Annotated in this window: 23 protein-coding genes; 8 read left to right on the plus strand and 15 right to left on the minus strand. The window is 60.4% G+C overall.

Annotated elements, in window-relative coordinates; translation table 11 throughout:
- Nucleotides 1–235 precede the first annotated feature (235 nt).
- Nucleotides 236–619, minus strand: coding sequence for a tetratricopeptide repeat protein (locus BLQ41_RS28715; RefSeq protein WP_090187523.1), 384 nt, complete (start codon nucleotides 617–619; stop codon nucleotides 236–238).
- Between the two features lie 124 nt (nucleotides 620–743).
- Nucleotides 744–1043, minus strand: coding sequence for a hypothetical protein (locus BLQ41_RS30600; protein WP_157695053.1), 300 nt, complete (start codon nucleotides 1041–1043; stop codon nucleotides 744–746).
- A 236-nt stretch (nucleotides 1044–1279) separates the two neighbouring features.
- Here BLQ41_RS30600 and pyk point away from each other — a divergent pair, with 236 nt between their 5' ends.
- Entirely contained in the window at nucleotides 1280–2731 is a 1452-nt protein-coding gene (pyk, locus tag BLQ41_RS28720; protein ID WP_090187526.1) for a pyruvate kinase, read from the plus strand.
- 192 nt (nucleotides 2732–2923) lie between these two features.
- Here pyk and BLQ41_RS28725 read toward each other — a convergent pair whose 3' ends face one another.
- The 3 genes from BLQ41_RS28725 to BLQ41_RS28735 are packed head-to-tail and all read right to left on the minus strand — an operon-like array spanning nucleotide 2924 to nucleotide 5741.
- The gene (locus BLQ41_RS28725) at nucleotides 2924–3673 is read right to left on the minus strand and encodes an enoyl-CoA hydratase-related protein (protein WP_090187529.1); all 750 of its coding nucleotides are present in this window, start codon (nucleotides 3671–3673) and stop codon (nucleotides 2924–2926) included.
- Between the two features lie 33 nt (nucleotides 3674–3706).
- Nucleotides 3707–4642 carry an iron-sulfur-binding ferredoxin reductase gene (locus tag BLQ41_RS28730; protein ID WP_090187531.1) on the minus strand — a complete coding sequence of 312 codons (936 nt, stop codon included), beginning with the start codon at nucleotides 4640–4642 and terminating at the stop codon, nucleotides 3707–3709.
- On the minus strand, nucleotides 4635–5741 hold the full coding sequence (locus tag BLQ41_RS28735; protein ID WP_090187534.1) for a GGDEF domain-containing protein: 1107 nt from the start codon (nucleotides 5739–5741) through the stop codon (nucleotides 4635–4637). Before BLQ41_RS28735 ends, BLQ41_RS28730 begins: the two co-directional genes overlap by 8 nt.
- 462 nt (nucleotides 5742–6203) lie before the next feature.
- Here BLQ41_RS28735 and BLQ41_RS28740 point away from each other — a divergent pair, with 462 nt between their 5' ends.
- From BLQ41_RS28740 to BLQ41_RS28755, 4 genes are all read left to right on the plus strand, one after another.
- Nucleotides 6204–7727 (plus strand): fumarate hydratase, encoded by a 1524-nt coding sequence (locus BLQ41_RS28740; RefSeq protein ID WP_090187537.1) that lies wholly within the window; start codon nucleotides 6204–6206, stop codon nucleotides 7725–7727.
- A 269-nt stretch (nucleotides 7728–7996) separates the two neighbouring features.
- A complete protein-coding gene (locus tag BLQ41_RS28745; protein WP_090187541.1) occupies nucleotides 7997–9763 on the plus strand; it encodes a sensor histidine kinase in 1767 nt (588 codons plus the stop codon).
- Nucleotides 9757–11091: a sigma-54-dependent transcriptional regulator gene (locus BLQ41_RS28750; protein WP_090187544.1), complete on the plus strand. Its 1335-nt coding sequence runs from the start codon at nucleotides 9757–9759 to the stop codon at nucleotides 11089–11091. The genes BLQ41_RS28745 and BLQ41_RS28750 overlap by 7 nt, the downstream gene beginning before the upstream one ends.
- Before the next feature lie 318 nt (nucleotides 11092–11409).
- Nucleotides 11410–12729, plus strand: a complete 1320-nt coding sequence (locus tag BLQ41_RS28755) for an MFS transporter (protein ID WP_090187551.1) — start codon at nucleotides 11410–11412, stop codon at nucleotides 12727–12729.
- Between the two features lie 110 nt (nucleotides 12730–12839).
- On the opposite strand, the gene BLQ41_RS28760 is transcribed toward BLQ41_RS28755, so the two are convergent.
- On the minus strand, nucleotides 12840–13595 hold the full coding sequence (locus BLQ41_RS28760; RefSeq protein ID WP_090187554.1) for a COG4705 family protein: 756 nt from the start codon (nucleotides 13593–13595) through the stop codon (nucleotides 12840–12842).
- A 231-nt stretch (nucleotides 13596–13826) separates the two neighbouring features.
- On the opposite strand from BLQ41_RS28760, the gene BLQ41_RS28765 reads away from it, so the two are divergent.
- Nucleotides 13827–14456: a flavin reductase family protein gene (locus BLQ41_RS28765; protein ID WP_090187556.1), complete on the plus strand. Its 630-nt coding sequence runs from the start codon at nucleotides 13827–13829 to the stop codon at nucleotides 14454–14456.
- Between the two features lies 1 nt (nucleotide 14457).
- Here BLQ41_RS28765 and BLQ41_RS28770 read toward each other — a convergent pair whose 3' ends face one another.
- Both BLQ41_RS28770 and BLQ41_RS28775 read right to left on the minus strand, forming a co-directional pair.
- Nucleotides 14458–14688 (minus strand): hypothetical protein, encoded by a 231-nt coding sequence (locus BLQ41_RS28770; protein WP_090187558.1) that lies wholly within the window; start codon nucleotides 14686–14688, stop codon nucleotides 14458–14460.
- 41 nt (nucleotides 14689–14729) lie between these two features.
- Nucleotides 14730–15083 (minus strand): putative quinol monooxygenase, encoded by a 354-nt coding sequence (locus BLQ41_RS28775; RefSeq protein ID WP_090187561.1) that lies wholly within the window; start codon nucleotides 15081–15083, stop codon nucleotides 14730–14732.
- 335 nt (nucleotides 15084–15418) lie between these two features.
- Here BLQ41_RS28775 and BLQ41_RS28780 point away from each other — a divergent pair, with 335 nt between their 5' ends.
- Nucleotides 15419–16348 (plus strand): AraC family transcriptional regulator, encoded by a 930-nt coding sequence (locus tag BLQ41_RS28780; protein WP_090187563.1) that lies wholly within the window; start codon nucleotides 15419–15421, stop codon nucleotides 16346–16348.
- Nucleotides 16349–16483: 135 nt separating this feature from the next.
- Here the strand turns inward: BLQ41_RS28780 and BLQ41_RS28785 are convergent, their stop codons facing one another.
- From BLQ41_RS28785 to BLQ41_RS28810, 6 genes are all read right to left on the minus strand, one after another.
- Nucleotides 16484–17539: an ABC transporter ATP-binding protein gene (locus BLQ41_RS28785; RefSeq protein ID WP_090187566.1), complete on the minus strand. Its 1056-nt coding sequence runs from the start codon at nucleotides 17537–17539 to the stop codon at nucleotides 16484–16486.
- Nucleotides 17540–17555: 16 nt separating this feature from the next.
- Nucleotides 17556–18404 (minus strand): ABC transporter permease, encoded by an 849-nt coding sequence (locus tag BLQ41_RS28790; protein ID WP_090187568.1) that lies wholly within the window; start codon nucleotides 18402–18404, stop codon nucleotides 17556–17558.
- Nucleotides 18401–19309 (minus strand): ABC transporter permease, encoded by a 909-nt coding sequence (locus BLQ41_RS28795; protein WP_090187571.1) that lies wholly within the window; start codon nucleotides 19307–19309, stop codon nucleotides 18401–18403. Before BLQ41_RS28795 ends, BLQ41_RS28790 begins: the two co-directional genes overlap by 4 nt.
- Nucleotides 19310–19500: 191 nt before the next feature.
- Entirely contained in the window at nucleotides 19501–20604 is a 1104-nt protein-coding gene (locus BLQ41_RS28800; protein ID WP_090187574.1) for an ABC transporter substrate-binding protein, read from the minus strand.
- A gap of 217 nt (nucleotides 20605–20821) precedes the next feature.
- Nucleotides 20822–22270 carry an aldehyde dehydrogenase family protein gene (locus tag BLQ41_RS28805; RefSeq protein WP_090188903.1) on the minus strand — a complete coding sequence of 483 codons (1449 nt, stop codon included), beginning with the start codon at nucleotides 22268–22270 and terminating at the stop codon, nucleotides 20822–20824.
- Nucleotides 22271–22278: 8 nt separating this feature from the next.
- On the minus strand, nucleotides 22279–23916 hold the full coding sequence (locus BLQ41_RS28810; RefSeq protein WP_090187576.1) for a 5-guanidino-2-oxopentanoate decarboxylase: 1638 nt from the start codon (nucleotides 23914–23916) through the stop codon (nucleotides 22279–22281).
- A gap of 159 nt (nucleotides 23917–24075) precedes the next feature.
- On the opposite strand from BLQ41_RS28810, the gene BLQ41_RS28815 reads away from it, so the two are divergent.
- On the plus strand, nucleotides 24076–24957 hold the full coding sequence (locus tag BLQ41_RS28815; RefSeq protein ID WP_090187579.1) for a LysR substrate-binding domain-containing protein: 882 nt from the start codon (nucleotides 24076–24078) through the stop codon (nucleotides 24955–24957).
- Between the two features lie 131 nt (nucleotides 24958–25088).
- Here BLQ41_RS28815 and BLQ41_RS28820 read toward each other — a convergent pair whose 3' ends face one another.
- Nucleotides 25089–25703 carry an NAD(P)-dependent oxidoreductase gene (locus tag BLQ41_RS28820; protein WP_090187581.1) on the minus strand — a complete coding sequence of 205 codons (615 nt, stop codon included), beginning with the start codon at nucleotides 25701–25703 and terminating at the stop codon, nucleotides 25089–25091.
- Nucleotides 25704–25769: the final 66 nt, after the last annotated feature.

Genomic DNA, 25769 nt, shown 5'->3' on the forward strand with positions numbered 1-25769 from the left:
CAAATGGCCCAGCAAGGCCCTTAAGCAGGGCCGCACTAATGCTTCGGAACGGGCCGGTTTCTTAAAAAAGCCTGGCACGCTCTCCCCGATCCCGGTGCGTCAGTCCATCAAACCGCTGACGCTTACTCCTGCCGATCACAGGTGTGACCTCGGTTTAGAAGCAAGGCTCTAAAACCGATCCATTGGACTATAGCTCACCGACGCCGGCAGGCCAGACTTTGCATGATCTGCGTCATCAGAACTGGGTCGGGCGAACGGTCGCTGTGCTGCGCATCGGGTAATGACCCAGGCTCTGCAAGGTTTCCAGACGGGCGCGGGCACGGTAGGCGTATTCGCTTTGCGGGTACGACGCCATGATGAACTGATAGGTCTGCGCCGCATCGATGAACAGCTTCTGCCGTTCCAGACACTGGCCGCGCATCATCGACACTTCCGGCCACACATATTGCCGCGCACGGCTGGAGCGTTCGACTTTCGACAGTTCGAGCATGACTTGCTCGCAATTGCCGCGATCGTAAGCGCTGTAGGCGTTATTCAAATGATGGTTCATCGACCAACGGGCGCAGCCCGTCACACTGAGAACGCTGAGGGCAAGGGCGGCAATGGGCACGAATCGCATGGGGGATCTCCTGTCTTGAGCTCTGTATCGACCCGTTGGCGGAAATCTTCAGCCATCACGCCAAACGAAAAAAGCCCACGGAGCTTCAGGGGCTCGGCGGGCTTTGAAGCAAAAGAATGCTAAATCATCCGACTACAAACTGGCGCACTGGCGACCAGGCCGAATGCTCATTACCAAGGGTCAGGCGTGCTTCTATCGAGTGAGTTCCCTTGGGTAAATCTACAGAAAAAATTCCCGACCACTCACCGCTATTTGAAACGCGGGCTCTCAACCAAACCTCATCTGACCCTGATTTCCGGACGGTCACGAGGGTACCTTCTTCCACTCGAGCGGTTCCCCAAGAGTGGATCGGATTATGTGCGGGCTCGTTGATTATGGGTGCAACAATGACTGGAACGGGCAGATCTTTGTTTTCCGTGGTCATATTTTCATCTCCATGTCTCGTCACCCTTGACGAGGCTCCGGAGCATTACAGCCTCCCCTCGGATGCCTGCCTACCTGACAGAACTGACAGTGCCGACAAACGGTGCACACCACCACACCGGGAAATCTTCAGGAATGTTCGTTTAAAGAAACAAATGAAAAGTAGTGCAAACGAACAATGACTACACCCCGAGACCATAGTAGCCTCACTCAGCGCTTGAACTCAGGAGTCTTTGAATGTCCGTCCGTCGCACCAAAATCGTCGCTACCCTTGGCCCGGCCAGTAACTCGCCGGAAGTTCTCGAACAGCTGATTCTGGCTGGCCTGGACGTCGCCCGCCTGAACTTCTCCCACGGCACCCCCGACGAGCACAAGGCTCGCGCGAAGCTGGTGCGGGACCTCGCTGCCAAGCACGGGCGCTTCGTTGCCCTGCTGGGTGACCTGCAAGGCCCGAAAATCCGTATCGCCAAATTCGCCGGCAAGAAGATCGAGCTGAAGATCGGTGATCAATTCACCTTCTCCACCAGCCATCCTCTGACCGAAGGCAACCAGCAAGTGGTCGGCATCGACTACCCGGACCTGGTCAAGGACTGCGGCGTGGGCGACGAGCTGCTGCTCGACGACGGCCGCGTGGTGATGCGCGTCGATACCGCCACCGCCACCGAACTGAACTGCACCGTGCTGATCGGCGGCCCGCTGTCCGACCACAAAGGCATCAACCGTCGCGGTGGTGGCCTGACGGCTCCAGCCCTGACCGAGAAAGACAAGGCTGACATCAAGCTCGCCGCCGAGATGGAAGTCGACTACCTCGCCGTGTCTTTCCCGCGTGACGCCGCCGACATGGAATACGCCCGTCAACTGCGCGACGAGGCCGGCGGTACTGCATGGCTGGTGGCGAAGATCGAACGCGCCGAAGCCGTGGCCGACGATGAAACCCTCGACGCGCTGATCCAGGCGTCCGACGCGGTCATGGTTGCCCGTGGTGATTTGGGTGTGGAAATCGGCGACGCCGAGCTGGTGGGCATTCAGAAGAAAATCATTCTGCATGCACGCCGCCACAACAAGGCTGTGATCGTGGCGACCCAGATGATGGAGTCGATGATCCAGAACCCGATGCCGACTCGCGCTGAAGTGTCCGACGTGGCTAACGCCGTGCTCGACTACACCGACGCCGTAATGCTGTCGGCCGAAAGTGCTGCCGGTCTGTATCCGCTGGAAGCTGTGCAGGCGATGGCGCGCATCTGCGTCGGCGCTGAAAAGCACCCGACCAGCAAGACCTCCAGCCACCGCATCGGCAAGGTCTTCGAAAGCTGCGACCAGAGCATCGCGCTGGCGGCCATGTACACCGCCAACCACTTCCCGGGCGTGAAAGCGATCATCGCCTTGACCGAAAGTGGCTACACGCCGTTGATCATGTCGCGCATCCGTTCTTCGGTGCCGATCTACGCGTTCTCCCCGCACCGCGAAACCCAGGCCCGCGCGGCCATGTTCCGTGGCGTCTACACCGTACCGTTCGACCCGGCTTCCTTGCCGCCTGAGCAAGTCAGCCAGGCCGCAGTGGACGAGTTGCTCAAGCGCGGCGTAGTCCAGCAAGGCGACTGGGTCATCCTGACCAAGGGCGACAGCTATCACACCATCGGCGGCACCAACGGGATGAAAATCCTGCACGTTGGCGACCCGATGGTCTGAGTGACCGGTTGCTGAAATAGAAAAGCCCCGCCATGTGAATGGCGGGGCTTTTTGGTTTTTGATCTGGAAGGTGTGTTGTCTGGGCTGGCCTATTCGCGAGCAAGCTCGCTCCCACAGGGGATTTGTGAAACGCCACAGATCCAATGTGGGAGCGAGCCTGCTCGCGATGACGTAAGCCCAGTCACCGCCTATTCAATGCCGGTTGATAAAGGCCGACAACGCCGCCATCGCTTCCGGTGAGCGCAACCGCTGCGTGAACAACGCGCCCTCTTCTTCTATCACTTTGCGCAACAATTCCCGGTCCGGCGCTTTCATCAATTGCTTGCTAATGCGAACCGCCTCCGGAGGCAACGACTCAAAGCGCAGCGCCATCTCCCGCGCCTTGGCCAACGCCGCTTCGCCACTGCCCAGCGCCTCGGTGGCAATGCCCCACTGCGCGGCTTGTTCACCACTGAAACCTTCACCCAGCAGCAACAGCTCTGCCGCTTTGGCATGGCCGAGCATTCGAGGCAGGATCAGGCTGGAGCCGAACTCCGGGCATAAGCCAAGATTGACGAAGGGCATACGCAACCGTGCATCACGGCTGACATACACCAGATCGCAATGCAGCAGCATTGTTGTGCCGATCCCCACCGCCGCGCCCGCCACCGCAGCGATCACCGGTTTGCGGCATTCCAGCAAATTGAGCATGAAGTGGAACACCGGGCTGTCGAGGTTGCCCGGTGGTTGCTGGATGAAGTCGGCGATGTCGTTGCCGGCGGTGAAGCATTCGGCGCTGCCGGTGATCAGCACGGCGTTGATTTCAGGGTCGGCATCGGCCTGCTTGAGCGCCTCGTTCAAGTGGCTGTACATGGCGCGGGTCAGGGCGTTTTTCTTCTCGGGGCGATTCAGGCGCAGGGTCAGCAGACCGCGCTCGCGTTCAACTTCAATGGCATTGGGCATGTGGCGAGTCTCGCGTCGTTAAACGATCAGCGCTCAACCACGGGGAACAAAGACATCCGCCAGCAGTTGGTTACGCGGCAATCCGGCCAGGTACAAACGTCGGGCAAAGGCATCGACACTGTCGGGGGCTCCGCAGACTAAGGCCAGGGTTTGCCGGGAAACAAGCCGCAGTTGCGCCAATGCCTGTGGCAACCCGGCCGGGGTCCAGAACTCGACACTGAGGTTGGAACGCCCATCAGCCATGGCTTGCAGGGGTTTGGCGAGGTAATGCTCGCTCGCCTCATGGGCCAGGTGAATGACGCGGATGGTGCCTTGGTGATCCTGACGCAGTGCTTCGCGCAGCACGCCGAACAGTGGCGCCAACCCCGTGCCCGCGGCCAGCAGCCACAGGGGCCGAGTGTGCCAGTCCGGGTCATATTGCAACGCCCCGCCGCGCAGTTCGCCGAGGCGGATCGGATCGCCGATTTTCAGCTGGCGAGCCGCATCGCTGAACGCTCCCGGCTGACGACAATCGAGGTGAAATTCCAGAAAACGGTCTTCTTCCGGCAGACTGGCCAGGGAATAGGGCCGAGCCACGTTGCCCGCCCACAGCACCAGATGCTGGCCGGCGCTGTAGCGCAACGGACGCTCGGTTGTCAGGCGCAAACGCAACACATTGGCGCTCAACCAATCGACCGCAGCGACCTTGGCCGGGCGACCGTCCACCTGCGGATCAAACGTGTGCACCTGCAGGTCTTCGACTACCTGGCACTGACACGCCAGACGCCAGCCTTGCTGACGTTGCTCGGCGCTCAAGGCATCGGGGCGGTTGTCGCTGGGCGCTCCTTGGACGCATTGCACCAGGCAGGCATGGCAACTGCCGGCGCGGCAACTGTAGGGCACGGCCACGCCATTTTGATTCAGGGCATCGAGCAGGTTGCTGCCCGGCGCCACGGACCAATGACGCTCGCCGACGCGCAACTCAGGCATCGACGTTCTCCCACGCCGCCGCGCAACGATTGCGGCCATCGCGCTTGGCCCGGTAAAGCGCCTGATCGGCTCGCTGCAAGGCGTCGTCCAGATCATCACCGAGCTCCAGCAGCGTCATGCCTGCGGATAAGCTGAGGTTACCCACTTTCAGGCCGATCAACTCGACGTCGGTGAAGGCGATGCGCAGTCGTTCACAGCAGGAAGTCAGCCGCTCGGGATTGCAGTCGGGCAACAACACCACAAACTCTTCGCCACCATAACGGGCCAGCACATCGCCTTCACGCAGGCAGGCACTCGCCACCGCCGCAAAAGCTTGCAGCACCTGATCACCCGCTGCGTGGCCATGAATGTCGTTGATGCGCTTGAAGTGGTCGAGGTCGATCAAGGCCAGGCCGTGCACCACGCCGGCGTCCATGGCGTTCAATTCACGAGAGGCCAGGCGCAGGAAATGGCGGCGATTGAACAGCCCGGTCAGTTCGTCGGTGGCGACCAGGTCTTCGAGCTGGCGCATCATCCCACGCAAGGTGTCCTGGTGCGCCTGCAAGGCAAATCGACGCTGGCGCATACGCTGGCGCGAAGCCTGGACGTAACGGGCATACAGCTCCAGCCACACCAGCACGATGAACAGCACGCACACCTGCAGCGCGGCCAGTGCCGGATCCGTCAGCTGGAAGTGGTAACCCTCCCACAGCGTGATTGCGCTGAAACTGAAAAACACCAGCAGCGTGCAGCGCAAAAAGGCCCGGCGCGAAAGATGAAACAGACCGAACAGCAGGATCAGCACGTAGAACACCAGAAACGAACCGCGGGCTTCATCCAGATTGGCGATCAGCCATGTTTGCCAACCCAGGCCCATCAACACTTGCACTTCGGTCAGGCTCGGATCGGCGCACTTAAGGTTGCAGCCGCTGTAAAACATCGCGAACAACGCGGCTTGGCTGATCACCACCAGCGCACTGCCGACGGCCACGTTGGTCAACGATTGATCGTAATGCCCGGTAAAAAAAGCCAGCCACAGCAATACCAGAGCCAGGGCGTAGGTGCCGGCTGCGAGGGCAAAGCGTTTGAGCAGAAGCCGTTGGATGGCGTTATGGGTCAATCGTTGACTCACCGTGCGAAAGGAGGCTGATCGAGTGTCCTACTCTACAGACCGAGTGCCACTTTAGTGGGGTGTCTGACAAATGACCATCCAATTTTCGGGGCAAAAAACTGGCGTCAGAACCATGACTGACTCCCCCCCGCAAACGCTGCGCAGAACTGTGTAGGAGCTGTCGAGTGAAACAAGGCTGCGATCTTTTGATCTTGATCTAAAAAAAGCAAAGTCAAAAGATCGCAGCCTTGTTTCACTCGACAGCTCCTAAAGGGAATCGGGTTCACGCGTATGCGACCAACGATTGACCGTTGGCGCGTGTACCCGCCAGCGAGGCGCGTTATACTGCCGCGCCTTTTTAGCGTCGCGCCAGCATGCCCGGCGTGCCTTGAAAGGTGCTTGCAACCGACCGATGCACCCAAGCTGCAAGCACCTTATTGAATGTTCCCGTCTTTTAGAGGAGCGCGACTCATGACCGTGATCAAGCAAGACGACCTGATACAGAGCGTTGCCGACGCCCTGCAGTTCATTTCCTACTACCACCCCGTTGACTTCATCCAGGCGATGCACGAGGCCTACCTGCGCGAAGAATCGCCGGCAGCCCGCGACTCCATCGCGCAAATCCTGATCAACTCGCGGATGTGCGCCACCGGCCACCGCCCGATCTGCCAGGACACCGGCATCGTCACCGTCTTCGTTCGCGTGGGCATGGACGTACGTTGGGATGGCGCCACGATGGGCCTGGACGACATGATCAACGAAGGCGTGCGCCGGGCATATAACCTGCCGGAAAACGTCCTGCGTGCCTCGATCCTCGCCGACCCGGCGGGCGCTCGTAAAAACACCAAGGACAACACCCCGGCCGTTATCCACTACTCCATCGTTCCGGGTAACACCGTGGAAGTGGACGTGGCAGCCAAGGGCGGCGGTTCCGAGAACAAGTCGAAAATGGCCATGCTCAACCCGTCCGACTCGATCGTCGACTGGGTGTTGAAAACCGTTCCGACCATGGGCGCCGGCTGGTGCCCACCGGGCATGCTCGGCATCGGCATCGGCGGCACCGCCGAGAAAGCCGCCGTGATGGCCAAGGAAGTGTTGATGGAATCCATCGACATTCACGAGCTGAAAAAGCGCGGCCCGTCCAACCGTATCGAAGAGATGCGCCTGGAGTTGTTCGAGAAGGTCAACCAACTGGGCATTGGCGCCCAGGGCCTGGGTGGCCTGACCACCGTGCTCGACGTGAAGATCATGGATTACCCGACCCACGCTGCTTCGTTGCCGGTGTGCATGATCCCGAACTGCGCCGCCACCCGTCACGCGCACTTCGTGCTCGACGGTTCCGGCCCGGCCTCGCTGGAAGCGCCATCGTTGGACGCTTACCCGGAAATCGTCTGGGAAGCCGGCCCATCGGCCCGCCGCGTCAACCTCGATACCCTGACGCCTGAAGAAGTGCAGAGCTGGAAGCCGGGCGAAACCGTCCTGCTCAACGGCAAGATGCTCACCGGTCGCGACGCCGCGCACAAGCGCATGGTCGAGATGCTCAACAAGGGCGAAACCTTGCCGGTGGACCTCAAAGGTCGCTTCATCTACTACGTCGGCCCGGTTGATCCAGTACGCGAAGAAGTGGTGGGCCCTGCCGGTCCGACTACCGCAACGCGGATGGACAAGTTCACCCGTCAGATCCTCGAGCAAACCGGCCTGTTGGGCATGATCGGCAAATCCGAGCGCGGCCCGACCGCAATCGAAGCGATCAAGGACCACAAAGCCGTTTACCTGATGGCAGTCGGCGGCGCGGCTTATCTGGTGGCGCAAGCGATCAAGAAATCCCGCGTGGTGGCATTCGCCGAACTGGGCATGGAAGCGATCTACGAGTTCGACGTCAAAGACATGCCGGTAACCGTTGCAGTGGATAGCAAAGGTGAATCGGTACACATCACCGGTCCTGCCATCTGGCAGAAAAAGATCAGTGAAAGCCTGGCGGTTGAAGTGCAGTAAGCGCTTCGATTGACCCAAACGGCCGGCTCGTCAAATGACGACCCGGCCGTTTTTTTGCTGGTTCGTAAAGCTCTTGGCAATCAAAACTCCCAGCCTTTATTCATCAGATAGACAAGGCCGTGTAGCGAACTCAGAGATTCCCATACACAAGCTGCACTCTCGGTCGTCCAGAGTCACTGTTGCTTGAGAAACAGGTCGTTGTCACGACAGTATCCAGTGCGGACGGCATGCTATGGTGCGTGCCCATATCTCTTCCTGTTTCCCACAGAATGCTGCCGATTTCTCGAACCCTGCGACTGTCGCTGTACACCTTGCTGATCATCGCCGGTACCGCATTGGCAGCCGGTGTCGCCCTGCGCCACACCGAACGCCAGGCCCTGGTTGAAGACGCCGCGCGCGCCAATCAGCAATTGGCGCTGTACGCCAATTCCCTGCACACCCTGATCGACCGCTACCGAGCCCTGCCCGCCGTATTGGCGTTGGACCCGGAATTACGCGCGGCCCTCAATGGCTCGGTCTCTGCCGACCAACAAGACGCATTGAACCTCAAACTGGAAAAAATCAACGGCGCTGCGCAATCCTCGACCCTGGAATTGCTCGACCGTAACGGTCTCGCCGTGGCCGCCAGCAATTGGCGTTTGCCCAGCAGTTACGTTGGTCATAACTATGGTTTTCGCCCTTACTTCAGCCAGACCCGTACCCAGGGCACCGGGCGCTTTTATGCGGTTGGCGTGACCAGTGGGATTCCGGGGTATTTCCTGTCCAGTGCAGTGACCAGCGACAGCGGCGAGTTTCTCGGCGCGATGGTGGTGAAGCTCGAGTTTCCGGAGCTGGAGCGCGAGTGGCGTCAGGGCAGCGACACGCTGCTGGTCAGTGATGCACGCGGCATCATTTTCATCGCCAATCAGCCGGGCTGGCGCTATCGCCTGTTGAAACCGCTGAGCGACAGCGATCACAGCGAGCTGAAGGTCACCCGGCAATACGACAAACAACCGCTGACACCGCTGGACCATCAAGCGCTGCAGCACTTTGACGACAACAGCAATCTGTCGCGCGTCGTCGGGCCTGACGGTACGGCGGATTACCTCTGGGAATCGCTGCCGCTGGCCACTGAAGGCTGGACCTTGCACCTGTTGCGTCGCCCGCAAGTCGCGTTCGAAGACAGCCGCAACGCCGCGCTCGCCGCTGCAGGGTTGTGGCTGGCGCTGGTGTTTCTGCTGCTGTTCCTCAATCAACGCTGGCGCCTGGCAAAAATGCGCCAGCGCAGCCGCGAAGAGCTTGAGCAACTGGTGGAAGAGCGCACCCGCGACCTGCGCACCGCTCAGGACGGTCTGGTGCAATCGGCCAAACTCGCCGCGCTCGGCCAGATGTCAGCCGCCCTCGCCCATGAAATCAATCAGCCATTGACCGCCCAGCGTATGCAATTGGCGACGTTGCGCCTATTGCTCGATCACGGTCGGGTCGACGACGCCTACAAGGCGCTGAAACCGGTGGATGACATGCTGACCCGCATGGCCGCCCTCACCGGCCACCTGAAAACCTTCGCCCGCAAAAGCCCGAGCGGCCTGCGCGAGCGGCTCGATTTGGCGGCAGTGGTGGACCAATCGCTGCAATTACTCGACGCCCGTCTGCGTGACGAGCAGGTCAGCACCGTGCTGCACCTGACACGCCCGGCGTGGGTGCGCGGTGATGCGATTCGTCTGGAGCAGGTGCTGATCAACCTGCTGCGCAACGCCCTGGACGCCATGCGCGACAAACCCTGCAAGCGCCTGGAAATCCGCATCGAGGCCGACGAACAACTCTGGCGCCTGAGCGTCAGCGACAACGGTGGCGGTATCGCCGAAGAACACTTGGCGAACGTGTTCGATCCGTTCTTCACCACCAAACCGGTGGGCGATGGCCTGGGTCTTGGGTTGGCGGTATCGTTTGCCATCGTTCACGAATCGGGCGGACGCCTGAGCGCCGACAATCATGCAAACGGCGCGGTGTTCACCCTGACCTTGCCCATCGACCTGGAGGTTCACAGCCCATGCTGAACTCAGTGATGGTGGTCGACGACGAGAGCAGTATTCGCAGCGCCGTCGAACAATGGCTGAGCCTGTCGGGTTTTGACGTCCAGCTGTTCAGCCGCGCCGATGAGTGCCTGGCAAAATTACCCGGCCACTTCCCCGGAGTGATCCTCAGCGACGTGCGCATGCCCGGCATGACAGGTCTTGAGTTACTGGCCGAAGTTCAGCGCCGCGATGCCGACTTGCCGGTGATTCTGCTGACCGGCCACGGCGATGTGCCGATGGCGGTCGAAGCGATGCGCGATGGCGCCTATGACTTCCTCGAAAAACCCTTCAGCCCGGAAACCTTGCTCAGCAGTTTGCGCAGGGCGCTGGACAAGCGCCGGCTGGTGCTGGAAAACCGCGCCTTGCATGAGTTGGCGGACAACCGCGCCAAGCTCGACGCAACGCTGCTGGGCGTGTCCCGTGGTTTGCAGACGTTACGCCGGCAGGTGCTGGATCTGGCGGCGCTGCCGGTCAACGTGTTGATCCGTGGTGAAACCGGCAGCGGCAAAGAGCTGGTCGCCCGCTGCCTGCACGACTTCGGGCCGCGGGCGGACAAGCCGTTTGTGGCGCTCAACTGCGCTGCGATTCCCGAGCAGTTGTTCGAGGCTGAATTGTTTGGCCATGAGAGCGGCGCGTTCACTGGCGCTGCGGGCAAACGCATCGGCAAGCTTGAATATGCCGATGGCGGCACGCTGTTTCTCGATGAAATCGAAAGCATGCCGCTGGCGCAACAGGTGAAACTGCTGCGGGTGCTGCAAGAGCAGAAGCTTGAGCGACTGGGCTCGAACCAGAGCATTCGCGTGGACTTGCGGATCATCGCGGCCACCAAACCTGATCTGCTGGATGAGGCGCGGGCCGGGCGTTTTCGTGAGGATCTGGCCTATCGACTGAATGTCGCCGAATTACGGCTGCCGCCGTTGCGCGAGCGGCGCGAAGACATTCCGTTGCTGTTCGAAACGTTTGCGCAGAATGCCGCCGAGCGTCTGGGACGGACTTTTCCACCGTTGAGCGGTGCGCAGCTGAGCCACCTGTTGAGTCATGACTGGCCGGGCAATGTGCGTGAACTGGCGAACGTCGCCGAGCGACAAGTGCTGGGGCTGGGTGAGCCGCAACCGATGGGCATCGATCCCGGGCAGTCGCTGGCGGCGCAGGCGGAAGCGTTCGAAGCGCACTGCCTGCGCGCGGCGTTGACCCGGCACAAGGGCGATGTGAAAGCAGTGCTTGAAGAACTGCAACTGCCGCGCCGGACCTTCAATGAAAAGATGCAGCGGCATGGCCTGACCCGCGAGATGTTCCTGCAAGACAGCTGATTTTTGCCGTGCATGGGCAGGCCTCATCGCGGGCAAGCCCGCTCCCACAGGGACCGAGTTGAACTCAGATTTCGTGTACGACACTGATTACTGTGGGAGCGGGCTTGCCCGCGATGAGGACCACATTGACGCCACAACTCCAAAACCAGATGAGCGATTTCCCGCTCACCACTAACTATAAATAAGCGGATTTCCGCTCATTCAAACTTCAAAACCCCTCTAAACCGGCCCTCCCCGATCTGGCACACCTTCTGCTATAGCCCCCACAGGCTGCGTTTCAACGCGCTCCACAAAAACAATTAAATGAAGGATCCTTCAATGGATAACTCCAACGCCCTGCCCCTTGGGTCGGCTGCCGCGCCCGCCAAAACCAGAACCACTGCCAGCCGCATCAAGTCGATCTTCAGCGGCTCTGTCGGCAACATGGTCGAGTGGTACGACTGGTACGTCTACGCCGCCTTCTCCCTCTATTTCGCCAAGGCCTTTTTCCCCAAGGGCGACACCACCGCGCAACTGTTGAACACCGCAGCGATCTTTGCCGTGGGCTTCCTGATGCGCCCGATCGGCGGCTGGCTGATGGGCCTCTACGCGGACAAGGCGGGTCGTAAAGCCGCGCTCATGGCGTCGGTCTACCTGATGTGCTTCGGTTCATTGCTGATCGCCCTGAGCCCGGGTTATGAAACCATCGGCATCGGCGCACCGATCCTGCTGGTGTTCGCGCGTCTGCTGCAAGGTTTGTCGGTCGGCGGCGAATACGGCACCTCGGCGACTTACCTCAGCGAGATGGCGACCAAGGAACGTCGCGGCTTCTACTCCAGCTTCCAGTACGTGACCCTGATCTCCGGCCAGCTCATCGCGTTGGCGGTGCTGATCGTGTTGCAACAGGTGCTGACCACTGAAGAGTTGTACGCCTGGGGCTGGCGCATCCCGTTCGCCATCGGCGCGCTGTGTGCCGTGGTCGCGCTGTACTTGCGTCGTGGCATGGAAGAAACCGAGTCGTTCACCAAGAAGGAAAAGTCCAAGGAAAGCGCCATGCGCACCTTGATGCGCCACCCCAAGGAACTGATGACCGTGGTCGGCCTGACCATGGGCGGCACCCTGGCGTTCTACACCTACACCACGTACATGCAGAAATACCTGGTGAACACCGTCGGTATGAGCATTTCCGACTCGACCACCATTTCGGCGGCCACGCTGTTCCTGTTCATGTGCCTGCAACCGATCGTTGGCGCGTTGTCGGATAAAGTCGGTCGACGTCCGATCCTGATTGCCTTCGGCATTCTGGGGACGCTGTTCACCGTACCGATCCTGACCACCCTGCACACCGTTCAATCCTGGTGGGGCGCGTTCTTCCTGATCATGGCGGCACTGATCATTGTCAGCGGCTACACCTCGATCAATGCCGTGGTCAAAGCCGAACTGTTCCCGACCGAAATCCGCGCACTGGGCGTTGGTTTGCCGTATGCGCTGACCGTGTCGATCTTCGGCGGTACCGCTGAATACATCGCGCTGTGGTTCAAGAGCATCGGCATGGAAACCGGTTACTACTGGTATGTCACGGCGTGCATCGCGGTGTCGTTGCTGGTGTACGTGACCATGAAAGACACCCGCAAGCATTCGCGGATCGAGACCGACTGACCTTTAGATTGATAGTGGCTTAACTGGCCTCATCGCGGGCAAGCCCGCTCCCACAGGTGGAATGCGTTCTCTGTGGGAGCGGGCTTGCCCGCGATAGCCTTACATCGGCATCAAGTCAACTCGGCAACCGCAGGCTTCGCGTACTTGTTCTGTGCGTAAGAAGCCCCGGCGATCATCACCACCAGAACCCCCGCCAACACCAGCGACGACCCGATGGTGCCGAAATCCAGGCCGCCCTTTGCATGAGGCTTGGTCAGGAAATCACCCAGCGTTGCGCCGAACGGGCGCGTCAATACGAACGCTACCCAGAACAACACGACCGACGAAATCTTCGTGAAGTATTTGAGCAGCACCACCACCGCAATGGCCGAGCCGATCAACAGCGCGCCACCGGCAAAGCCCAGGCCTGAGTCGTCCGCCAGGTAATCGCCCAGCGCCGTGCCCAAGGTGTTGGAAAACAGAATCGCCATCCAGTAGAACATCTCGCCGCGAAAGGTCTGGACCTTGGTGACGTTCAGCGAATCACCGCTCATGCGCCAGGCAGCAAATATCCCCAGCAGAATCGCGATCAGGATCATCGACCCCGTGGCGTAGCCGAGTTCAAGCGTGCGGTCCATGAAGTCCGACATGGTCGTGCCCGCCGTGCTGGTCGACAGGATCACGATCCAGTACAGCATCGGCTTGTAGGTTTTCGACAGTAACTGTGCAACCAGGGTCAGTACGAACACGCTGATCAAAATCAGCGAGCTGATGGCGTAACCGACGTTCAAGGTCATCGACAGTAAATCCCCAGCGGTTTCTCCCAGGGTCGTCGCGCAGATTTTCATTACCCAGAATGCCAGGGTAATTTGCGGAAGTTTATTCATCGAGGGTAGAACTCCATTGGTCATGTCGACCGTTTTTCACAGGTAATAGTCGGGGCGCAGACTGACGGCGGACCGGTGAAAAATAGGTAAGTGCTTTATGAAAAATCTGTCACACACGCCAATGAGTGGAGATTGCGAGCAGGCTCGCCCCCACATTTTGATCACGTCGCTGGAAATTATCCGCTCGTCCTTGCACCATGACCGCCTATCGAGAACCCAGGAATTTGCGCCATGGCTGACGACATCCACTTCTACGAACCCGCCAACGGCCACGGCCTCCCGCATGATCCGTTCAACGCCATCGTCGGCCCACGGCCCATCGGCTGGATTTCCTCCCAGGACGCCAACGGCCACCTGAACCTGGCGCCTTACAGCTTCTTCAACGCCTTTAACTACATTCCGCCGATCATCGGTTTTTCCAGCATTGGCCGTAAGGACAGCCTGAATAACATCGAACAGACCGGCGAATTCGCCTGGAACCTGGCGACCCGGCCACTGGCCGAGCAGATGAACCAGAGCTGCGCCATGGTCCCCCCGGAGGTCAACGAGTTCGAGCTGTCGGGGCTGACACCGGTTGCGTCGAAAATCATCCAGGTGCCGCGCGTCGCTGAAAGCCCGGTGTCCTTCGAGTGCAAGGTCACGCAAATCATTCAGTTGCAGCGAGCGGATGGAAACGTGGTGCCAAGCTGGCTGATTCTCGGCGAAGTGGTCGCCGTGCATATCGCCAAATGGCTGTTGAAGGATGGGGTGTACGACACCGCCGCAGCAGAACCGATTCTGCGCGGCGGCGGGCCAGCGGATTATTTCCAGCTGGGGCCAGAGGCGTTGTTCAAGATGTATCGCCCTGGGGCGAAGAAATAACTTACCAGATCAGGTCGCCGTCTTCTTTGACGCCCTTGAGGTGAGTCAGCCGCAACGCGGCAGCCTCGTCCGCTTCTTTGGCGGTCTTGAAGGTCTGGTCTTCCAGCAACTTGTTGAAGCGTGGTGCACCTGAACCACCGATCGGCTTGGTGGCAATTGCCGCGTAGTAGCCGCCTTCGCGTGGGACTACAGCGGATACAGCTTCAAAATGATCAAAGGCTTTGCGTGCCATGTCGCGAATCCTGGTTAATTGAGAGTTGCACCATTAAACCCTCAACCCGCCATTTTGTGTACCCATGACTCGGACTGGCCCTGCGCCTGGGCGGCCGACACGTCCTTGAAGGTGTGAAAATCCAGGCTGTTGACAACCAGGTCCTGCACCAACCGGGCAAAAACCTCCATGGCCGGGGTGCCGAAGTACGCGGTCATGGCCTGCTGATTCGTCCAGAAACCGGACACCAGCCACAACTCCGGATCACATTGCGAATGCTGCAGGGCAAAGCTCAGGCAACCCGGTGCGTTGCGGGACGGCTCGATCAAGGCGCTCAGGCGCGCACCGAGTTCCGCCGAACGCCCGGCGCGGGCGCGGACAAAAGCCATATGACTGACGGGGATCTGCGTAGACATGTTCAACCCTCCCAGGTAGTCCGGTTGCAGCCGTGGGACGGGCTGCCACAGGATCCAAGGTTAAACGCGCCGCTTAAAGCTCGGTTAGTCGATTCCTGCCGTCGTCTTGCACAATCCTGCGCGGCGTCTCGAACAACCTGTATCTACCTGTAAATGCGTTCATACCAATCGGACACGGCATTCAAGCAAGTTTCCCCAACGTGACGTAGCCATAGAGCCACCGTTTATTAACTCCGTGCAGAATCAGGCAAGGTTGAGGCAGGATGTGTCTACCGCCGGTCCTTGCACAAACATAAGCTCAGCCCATTACCAATGCTCATCCGAGGATGCCTTGCATGTCGTCGCTCGATCGTTTTCAAGCCCCGCTGGATGCGGACATGGAGAAACAGCGCGCAGAACTGGCCGCGATCATCCGTCGCAACACGATGGAGGATGGCAATTATGCGACTGCCATCGGCTCACTGTTCATGTCCAAACACAGCCAGTCCCATGACTTTGCCCCGGTGCTGGCGCAACCGGCGTTGTGCATCATGGCGCAGGGCCGCAAAGAGGTCCGGTTGGCTGACGAGTACTTCAATTACGATCCGCTGAATTACCTGGTGGTGTCCGTCTCGATGCCCTTGAGCGGACGAGTGGTGAATGTCACCTCTGAAGAGCCGATCCTCGCCGTGCGGCTGGACATCGACCCGGCAGAGATTACCGCGCTGATTGCCGACGCCGGTCCTCTCGGAGTTCCCACACGTCCCACGGGGCGCGGCTTGTATGTCGAACGTATCGATTCCGCGATGCTCGACGCCGTGCTGCGCTTGACGCGTTTGCTCGATACCCCGAAAGACATCGCCATGCTCGCGCCACTGATTCGAAGGGAGATTCTTTATCGGCTGTTGCGCAGTCAGCAAGGCCACCGGCTGTATGAGATTGCCATCGCCAATAGCCAGAGCCATCGCATCAGCCAGGCGATCAAGTGGCTCAACGGCAACTATGAGCAACCATTGCGCATCGATGATCTGGCCAAGGAAGTGAACCTGAGCGTGTCGACGTTGCACCACCGGTTCAAGGCGATGACGGCGATGAGTCCGCTGCAATATCAGAAGCAGCTGCGGTTGCAGGAAGCGCGGCGGTTGATGCTGGCCGAAGGGCTGGAAGCGTCGGCGGCGGGGTATCGGGTCGGGTATGAAAGCCCTTCGCAGTTCAGCCGTGAGTACAGCCGGTTGTTTGGGGCGCCCCCGTTGCGGGATTTGGCGCGGTTGCGGTTGACGGTTTGACCCGGTATTTGTTGTGCAGCTGATGCCCTCATCGCGGGCAAGCCCGCTCCCACATGGGATTTGTGAACGACACAGATCCAATGTGGGAGCGGGCTTGCCCGCGATGAGGCCAGTGAATCCAGCCAGTCTTTAGAGTCAGGCCCCAAGCACGCGGCAAGCCTCGGCCGGCAAGGTCACCGACACCGGGTTGCCAATGCTCAATCCGAAACCCTGGCACGGCGTGCTCAACGCCGTAAACGATACCCCGGAGCACTCCACGGTCGTTTCAATCGTCGCGCCGATGTCGCGCACGAACGTCACCTTGCCCAGCAACCGGTTACCCGCCGTTGCCTGCGGGTGCGACAGTTGCAGGTCTTCAGGGCGGATCAGCATCTTCACTTTCTCACCGACCACAATGCTGCTGCAGATCGGCACTTCCAGCGCGTCGCCACCAGGCAAGCCGACTTTGCCGTTGCCCAGTGCGGTGGCCGGGAAGATGTTGCCGGAGCCGATAAAGTCCGCGACAAATTCGTTGGCCGGGTGTCGGTAGATTTCAATCGGCGAACCGACTTGCTGCACCCGATGCTCGCCCAGTACAACGACGATATCGGCCATGGTCATGGCTTCACGTTGATCGTGGGTCACCATGATCGTGGTGATGTTCAGACGCTGTTGCAGTTGACGGATTTCTACCTGCATCGACTCGCGCAGCTTGGCGTCCAGCGCCGACAGCGGTTCGTCCAGCAGGAGGATTTTCGGGTGGTTGGCAATCGCCCGGGCAATCGCCACACGCTGGCGTTGACCGCCAGACAGCTTCGCCACCGGGCGATCAATCATCTCGCTCAGCTGAATCAGCTCCAGCAATTCCACCACTCGCGCCTGCTGATCAGCCTTGCTGACGCCACGCAGTTTCAGCGGATAGGCGATGTTCTCGCCCACTGTCATGTGCGGAAACAGCGCCAGGGATTGAAACACCATGCCGAAATTGCGCTGATGCGCCGGCGTGTGGCCGATGTCTTCACCGTCCAGGCGAATCTCACCGCCGCTCAGGGTTTCAAGCCCGGCGATCATGCGCAGCAACGTGGTTTTACCGCAGCCCGACGGGCCGAGGAAACACACCAGTTTGCCTTCCGGCAAATGCAGGTTCACATCCTTTACCGCGCAGGCCGAGCCGTAATGTTTCTCGACGTTTTCCAGAATCAGACCAGTCATGTTGCACCTCAAGAAATCAGAACGAAACGCCACCTTCACCAACCAGCTTCTCCAACGCCCAGATCAGGACGAAGTCGATCAGCACGATCAGCACGGCAAACGAAAATACGGTTGGGTCGAGCGAAGACACAGTGCGGCTGTACATCCAGATCGGCACGGTCATGACGTCGATGGTGTAGAGGAAATAGGTCACGGTGAATTCGTTGAACGAGACGATGAACGCCAGCAGCATGCCCGCCAGGATCCCCGACTTCATCAACGGCACCACCACATCGACAATCGCGCGCAGCGGTGAAGCGCCGAGCATTTGCGCGGCCTCCTCGACTTCGCTGCCGATGGAAAGCATGGCGGCGGTGCAGTTCTTCACCACGAACGGCAAGGCCAGAATCACATGGGCGATCACCAGCCGTGAGGTAGTGATCTGGAATGGCAGGCTGTCGAACACCAACAGCAGCGCCAGCCCCAACACCACCATCGGAAACACCAGTGGCAACGACATCAATTGCAGCGCCACGGCTTTGCCGCGGAACTCGCAACGGGTCAGCGCGTAAGCCGCTGGCACCGCCACAATGGTCGCGAAAACCATGGTCAGGCACGCCACCATCAGGCTGGTGGTCATGGCTTTGCCCAGGCTCAGCACATCACTGGAATCGGGCGACACGAACGTATGCCAGGCGGCTTTGTACCATTGCAGGCTGTAGCTGCTCGGCGGGAAGTCGAGGTTCGACGCACCGCTGAACGACATCACGATCATGGTCAGGATCGGCAACACCGCCAGCAGCAGGATGAAGCCCGAGAGGATGCCGGCAAACTTGCCGGTCTCGCCGGGCAGCAGCCCATAACGTTTCTTGGTCAGGGTGCTCATTGGGAAGCCTCCAGCATGCGCCGACGACGGCCAGTGATGAATTCGGACAAGGTCATGATCGCGAGTGTGGTGACAATCAACACCACACCGGCAGCGGACGCGGCGGGCCAGTTCATCAGCGGGGCGATCTGGTCGTGCACCATCACCGCCAGCATCGGCACGCGACGGCCACCGAGCAGCAAAGGCACCACGAAGCTGCTGGCGTTGTAGGCAAATACCAACGTCGCACCGGTGATGATCCCCGGCATGCTCATCGGCAACACCACTTGGCGAAACACCTGAAAGCGACTGGCGCCCAGGGTCGCAGCGGCTTCTTCATACGTACGGGCGACGCCGCGCATGGCGCTGGCAATCGGCAGCACGGCCAATGGGAACGCGGTTTGCACCAGGCCCATCAAGACGCCGTTCTGGTTGTAGAGCAGCATGATCGGCCGCTTGATCAGGCCCAGGCCCATCAGCGCCTGATTGAGCATGCCGCCAGGACCGAGAATCACCAGCCAGCCGTAGCTTTGCAGCAACAGGTTGACCAGCAGGGGCAGCAACACGGCTGCAAGGAAAATCCGTCGCACAAACGGTGAGGTCAGGCGCGACATGGTGTAGGCCACCGGGATCGCCAGGATGACCGCGATCACGGCGCTGATCAGCGCCAGGCGCAGGGTCAGCAGCAAGGATTTGAGGTAATACGGTTCCAGCAACTGGGCGTAACTGGCCAGGCTGAACCCGGTCCATTCCGCGCCTTTGGTGCCCACGCTCATGCGCAAGACCAGCAGGCTGGCGGCGATCAATACGCCCAGAAACAGCATCGACGGCGAGAGGAAAAACCAGGCGCGCGTCGTCGGCGAAACACCCCGATTGGTGCGCGATGCAGCGGCGGCGACCGGATGAGTCAGAGGTTGGTGTTCCATAGCAAGGGTCTCGTCAATGGAAAGCAGCTGACAAAACACAGCCTTCAAAACACCGTAAACCTTGTGGGAGCGGGCTTGCCCGCGATAGCGATCTGTCAGTCACATCATTATCGACAGGTAGGCCGTCATCGCGGGCAAGCCCGCTCCCACAGGGGTTTAGCAGTGTTCAAAAGCTTGTGTTCGTCACTCGATCAGGAAGAAAAGATTTCCGTGTAGCGACGAATCCATTGGTCATGCACGGTGGCCAGGAAGGCGTTGTCGTGCATGATCGCCTTCTCGGCAATCTGCTCCGGCGTGAGGATGTACGGGCTCTTGCGCGCTTCGGCAGAGATGATTGCCTTGGCGTTGACCGGACCGTTGTAGATGTCCTCAGCCATCTTGCCCTGAACCAGCGGGTCCAGAGAGTGGTTGATGAAGGCGTAGGCCAGGTCGGTATCGCCCGGACGATTCTTCGGCATCACCGACAGCATCAGGTCGGTGTAGAACCCTTCCTTCATGCCGAACGTAGCACCCAGGCCGTAGGCCGGGTCGCGAATTTGTTTCGGGAAGAACGCCGGTGCGTACAAACCACCCATGTCCAGGGAGCCGGTGCGGAACAGTTCGGCGATCTGGTTCGGGTTTTCACCCAGGGTGACCACGCGGCTTTTGAGCTCGGCGAGTTTCTTGAAGCCAGGCTCGATGTTGTGCTCGTCACCACCGGCCAGTTTGGCGGCGATGATGATCAGGTCCATCGCTTCGGTCCAGTTCGGCGGCGGCAGGAAGATGTTCGGTGCCAGGTCAGCGTCCCACATCGAGGCGTAGCTGTCCGGCGCTTCCTTGATGGTGCGGGTGCTGTAGACCAGGCTGTTGCACCAGAGCAGGTAACCGATACCGTGGCCATTGGCGCCGGTGCGGTATTTTTCCGGCACGTCGACCAGGTTGGGAATGCGGTTCAGGTCGGGTTTTTCCAGCAGGTTGGCCGCCGCCAGGCCTTCGGCGCCGACGCCAGCCAGGGTGATGACGTCGTACTGCGGACGATCACCGCCTGCCTTGAGTTTGGCGACCATTTCCGAGGTACTGCCGGTGCGGTCAGCGATGACCTTGCAGCCGTACTTGTCTTCGAAGGTTGCGGCAATGTTGCGCAGTGCTGCGAGGCCGGTGTCATCGGACCAGGTCAGCAAGCGCAGGGTTTTGCCCTGAAAGCGCGTGTCGCTGGCATTGGCCTTGATGAACGGCATGCTCATGGCCGCAGCTGCAACCGAGGCCACGCCTACGGTCTTGATGAATTGACGTCTGTTTAGATCATGCTCGCCCATGAAGGACTCCCTTTGTTTTTTTAAGTATGAGGTTGGTCGCAACCGTTGCATCCGCGCGATCGGATCCGCTTAAACCCCCGGTTTCAAAGGGCTTGAGCTGAGCCGACCGCTTCATCCTGAGGTCGTGCAAAACACCTGACTATCGATAAAAATTCATTGAAGCCATGACGCCAACGCATGCCTCGTATCGAGGCATGCGCTCACCTTTTTCGTGCCTTCAGACGGCACGAATCACGTGTTTGATTTCCTGGAAAGCCTGCAAGCCCCACGGCCCCAATTCGCGGCCGATACTGCTCTGCTTGTAGCCGCCCCAGGCGGTCTGCGGAAAGATCACTTGCGGCGCGTTGATCCACACCAGCCCCGCCTGCAAAGCATTGGCGACCCGATCCGCCGCTTCGGCGTCACGGGTCACCACGCTGGCGACCAGACCGAACTGGCTGTCGTTGGCCAGGGCAATTGCCTCGGCTTCAGAGGCAAAACTGCGCACGCAGATCACCGGACCGAAAATCTCTTCACACCACAACGCACTGCCCTGGGGCACTTCGGTGAAGATCGTCGGCTGCAAAAAATAACCGCGCGACAGGTTTGCGGGGCGATTGCCGCCGCACACCAGCTTGGCGCCGGCGCTCAAACCACGATCGATGTGACCGAGCACACGCTGGTATTGCGCCTGATTGACCAGCGCGCCCATTTCCACGTCCGGGTCGAACGGGTCGGCGACGCGAATGGCTTCAGCGCGGGCTTTGAGGCGCAGGAGGAATTCATCCGCCAGTTCATCGGCGACCAGCACGCGGCTGGTGGCGGAGCACATTTGCCCGGCGTTGAAGAAACCGCCGCCGCAGGCCACGTCCACGGCCAGTTCTAGGTCAGCGTCCTTGAGCACCAGCAGCGAGGATTTACCGCCCAGTTCCAGGCTCACGCCTTTCACGGTTTCAGCCGCGCGCTGCATAACCTGTACGCCGACCGCATTGCTACCGGTAAAGGAAATCTTGGCGATGCGCGGGTCCGCCGACATCGGCGCACCAACCGCCAGGCCCGTGCCGCAGACCAGGTTGAACACGCCCTTGGGCAGACCGGCCTCGGCGATGATGGCCGCCAGTTGCAGTTCGGGTAACGGCGTCACTTCCGACGGTTTGAGCACCACGCAGCAACCGGCGGCCAGGGCCGGAGCGAGTTTCCACGCCGTGGTGACCATCGGAAAATTCCACGGCACGATCAGGCCGACCACGCCGCACGGTTCACGCCGCACGCGGGCGCTGAAGTCGTCGGTAGGCAGCTCGACATTGCTGTCTTGTTTGGCATCGAGGCCTTCGGCCAGCCCTGCGTAATACTCGAAGGTCGCGATCACGTCATCGACGTCGATGGCGGCTTCGAACAGCGGCTTGCCGTTGTTGCTCGACTGCAAGTTCATCAGTTGTTCGCGGCCGGCCTGAACGCCGGCGGCAATTTTGCGCAGGATCGCGCCGCGCTCGGCGCCGGTGGTTTTCGACCAGTCGGCAAAGGCGTCGGTCGCGGCCGTGACGGCGAGTTCGACAGAGCGCTCATCGCCACCATTGACGGTGGTCAACAGGGCTTCGGTCGCCGGGTTGATCACGCGCAGGTGTTCGCTGCCCGCCGACCATTGGCCGTTGATGTACAGGCCGTCGAGGGCCGTTGGGAACGTCATGCGCAAAGTCATTTCGACACCGCCTTCATCCACTGGGTCTGATCGATTTCAATCAGGGTCGGGCCCTGACGATCAGCGGCGTGGCGCAATGCGCTGCGCAGTTTCTCGACACTGTTGACCGCTTCGGCTGCACAGCCCAGCGCCTTGGCGACACCGATGAAGTCCGGGGTGTAGATGTCCACGCCCACCGGCTCGATGGCGCGGTTGACCATGTATTTCTTGATCTCTTCGTAACCCTGGTTATTCCACAGCAGCACGATCACCGGGGTGCGCGCTTCAACGGCGCTGGCCAGTTCCGGCAAGGTGAATTGCAGGCCGCCGTCACCGATCAGGCACACCACTGGAGGACGCGAACCGCCCTCGACGCTGCCACCGAGCCAGGCGCCAATCGCCGCCGGCAAGGCATAACCGAGGGTGCCGTAACCGGTGGACGAGTTGAACCAGCGACGCGGGCGTTCCGGGTTGAATGTCAGGTTGCCGGTGTAGACCGGTTGGGTCGAATCGCCGACGAAGACCGCGTCTGGCAGTTCGTGCAGCACGGTTTCCAGGAAACGGGTCTGGGCCAGGGTCGGGGCATCCCACGTGGCGGCGAGGTCTTCGCGCAGACGTGCGGCGCGGACCTGGCCCCAATCGTTGCGGCGCTCGGCCAGCGAGTGATGGGACAGCTCGCTGAGCAAGGCCTGGGCGGCGTTGCGCGAGTCGGCCACCAGGGCGACTTTCGGCGGGTAGTTGCGCACGGTCTGGTCAGGGTCGATGTCCACCCGCAGCAGCACGCCAGGAATCTCGAAGCCGCCGGCGAAGGTCACGTCATAATCGGTCTCGGCAAGCTCAGTGCCGATGGCCAGCACCACGTCGGCCTCGGCCACCAGGGCACGGGTCGCGACCAGGCTTTGGGTCGAGCCGATCAGCAACGGGTGACTGGATTCGAGCATGCCTTTGGCATTAATGGTCAGGGCCACTGGCGCGTCCAGCAGCTCAGCCAGTTCAGTCAGCTCGGCAGCAGCGTCGATAGCGCCACCACCGGCCAGAATCAACGGACGCTTGGCGCCGGCCAGCAGCGCGGTCATGCGGGCAACGGCGCTCGGCGCGGCACCGGCACGGTCGATGTTCACCGGAACGCTGGCGAGCAAGTCATCGGCTTCTTCGACCAGCACGTCCAACGGAATCTCGATGTGCACTGGACGCGGACGACCGGCCTGGAACAGCGCAAACGCGCGGGCCAGCACGCCTGGCAATTCAGCTGCCGACATCAGGGTGTGGGAGAACGCCGCCACGCCGCCCACCAGGGCGCTCTGGTTCGGCAGCTCGTGCAGCTTGCCGCGACCGCCACCCAACTGGCTGCGCGATTGCACGCTGGAGATCACCAGCATCGGGATCGAGTCGGCGTAAGCCTGGCCCATCGCGGTGGTGATGTTGGTCATGCCCGGGCCGGTGATGATGAAGCACACGCCCGGTTTGCCGCTGGTGCGTGCATAACCGTCGGCCATGAAACCAGCGCCCTGTTCGTGACGCGGAGTGACGTGGTTGATGCTCGAACGGGCCAGGCCGCGATACAGCTCCACGGTATGAACCCCGGGAATGCCGAACACCTGCTCGACCCCGTAATCTTCGAGTAACTTGACCAATACTTCGCCGCACGTCGCCATGTCATTGCCCTTTTTGTTCGTTTGAGACGCCGGGCCTGCGCAGTGTTTATGATGAGTTGGCAGGTCCAGGGATGGCCTCATTGGAACGGGCGACACATAGCCGCAACAATGGATAAAAAGTCATACTAGCCATGTCCTTACGTCATACCTTGGATCCAAATGAAACGATTGCCTCCCTTGCCGGCGCTGCACACTTTTCTGATCACCGCGCAGTGCTGCAACTTCACGCGCGCCGCCGAACAGCTGTACATCACCCAAGGCGCAGTGAGTCGGCAGATCGCCGGGCTGGAAGAACATCTGGGTTATGAGCTGTTCATTCGCCAGGCCCGGGGCCTGACCATGACCGCCGAAGGACGCGAGTGGTTGCCACGGGTGCAGCAGATTTTCGGGCTGATCGACGAGGCGGTGGAGCAGATCGGCAAGAAGCGCGAAACCCTGCAACTCAAAGCCCCGACGTGCGTGATGCGCTGGCTGCTGCCGCGTCTGTTGCAGTGGCAGCGGGAGCGTCCGGACGTGCCGGTGGAATTGACCACCACGGTCAAGCACGGCGTGGACTTTCATCGCGAGCAGTTCGATGCGGCGGTGGTGTATGGCGTGCCGCCGGATACCTCACTGGACTCCCATCGGCTGTTTGATGAACAACTGACACCGGTCTGTTCCAAGCCGCTGCTCGAAGGTCCGGTGCCGCTGCAAAAGCCCGAGGATCTGGAACAACACATGCTGCTGCACCCGACTCGCGATGAACGGGACTGGAAGGCCTGGCTGACCAGCGCGAATGTTCGCTTGAGCAATGTCGGCAAGGGTCAGCACTTCGAAACGCTGGACCTGGCGATGTCGATGGCGTCCCAAGGGACGGGCGTGGCGATTGGGGATTGGTCGTTGATTGGCGATGACCTGAGCGCCGGGCGGCTGGTCATGCCGTTTGAATTGAAAGTGAAAACGGGGTTGGCGTACTACCTGGTATTCCCCGACAAACCTGGACCTTCGCCGAAATTGCGCGAATTAATGGGGTGGTTGGTGGAGCAGGCTCAGGCGCGGTGAGCCAGATTGATCGTTCCCACGCTCTGCGTGGGAATGCAGCCCGGGACGCTCCGCGTCCCATTCGGAGCCGAACGCGGAGCGTCCGTTGAGGCATTCCCACGCAGAGCGTGGGAACGATCAGTTACTCGGAATCAGTACCCGACGGTGAACCGCTGACGTGAATGCTTCGGTGTTTCCACCTCATCGAGCATCGCAATCGCAAAATCGGCAAACGTGATCCAGCTGCGCCCTGCACTGCTCACCAGCAAATCATCCTGGCCGATCCGGAACGTCCCGGTGCGCTCACCTTCGACAAACTCCGCTGACGGCGACAGGAAGGTCCAGTCCAGGTCTTTTTCTTCACGCAGGTGTTGCAGGAATTGCCCACCGGCACTGGCCTCAGCCTTGTACTCCGCCGGGAAGCCCTTGCTGTCGATGACGCGAGTGCCGTCCGGCAACAACAACGAACCGGCACCGCCGACCACCAGCAGACGTTTCACCCCGGCTTTTTTCACCGGGCCGATAACGGCGCTGGCAGGCAAGGTTGCAAAGTGCGCGGCACTGATCACCACGTCATGGCCCGCGATGGCCGCTTGCAAGGCTTGGGCATCAAGCGCGTCGACATTCCGGGTGACCACCCCGGCACGCAGGGCGATCTTCGAGGTGTCGCGGGCAATGGCAGTGACGCTGTGACCGCGACGCAGGGCTTCTTCCAGCAGTTGGCTACCGGCGCGACCGGTGGCACCGATGATTGCGATCTTGCTCATGACGTTCTCCAGTTGGCGTGGGTGTATCCGTTAACTTGCTCATGAAATCCCCGTGTAGGAGCTGTC

The sequence above is a fragment of the Pseudomonas arsenicoxydans genome (genome assembly GCF_900103875.1).
In the GTDB taxonomy this organism is placed as follows: domain Bacteria; phylum Pseudomonadota; class Gammaproteobacteria; order Pseudomonadales; family Pseudomonadaceae; genus Aquipseudomonas; species Aquipseudomonas arsenicoxydans.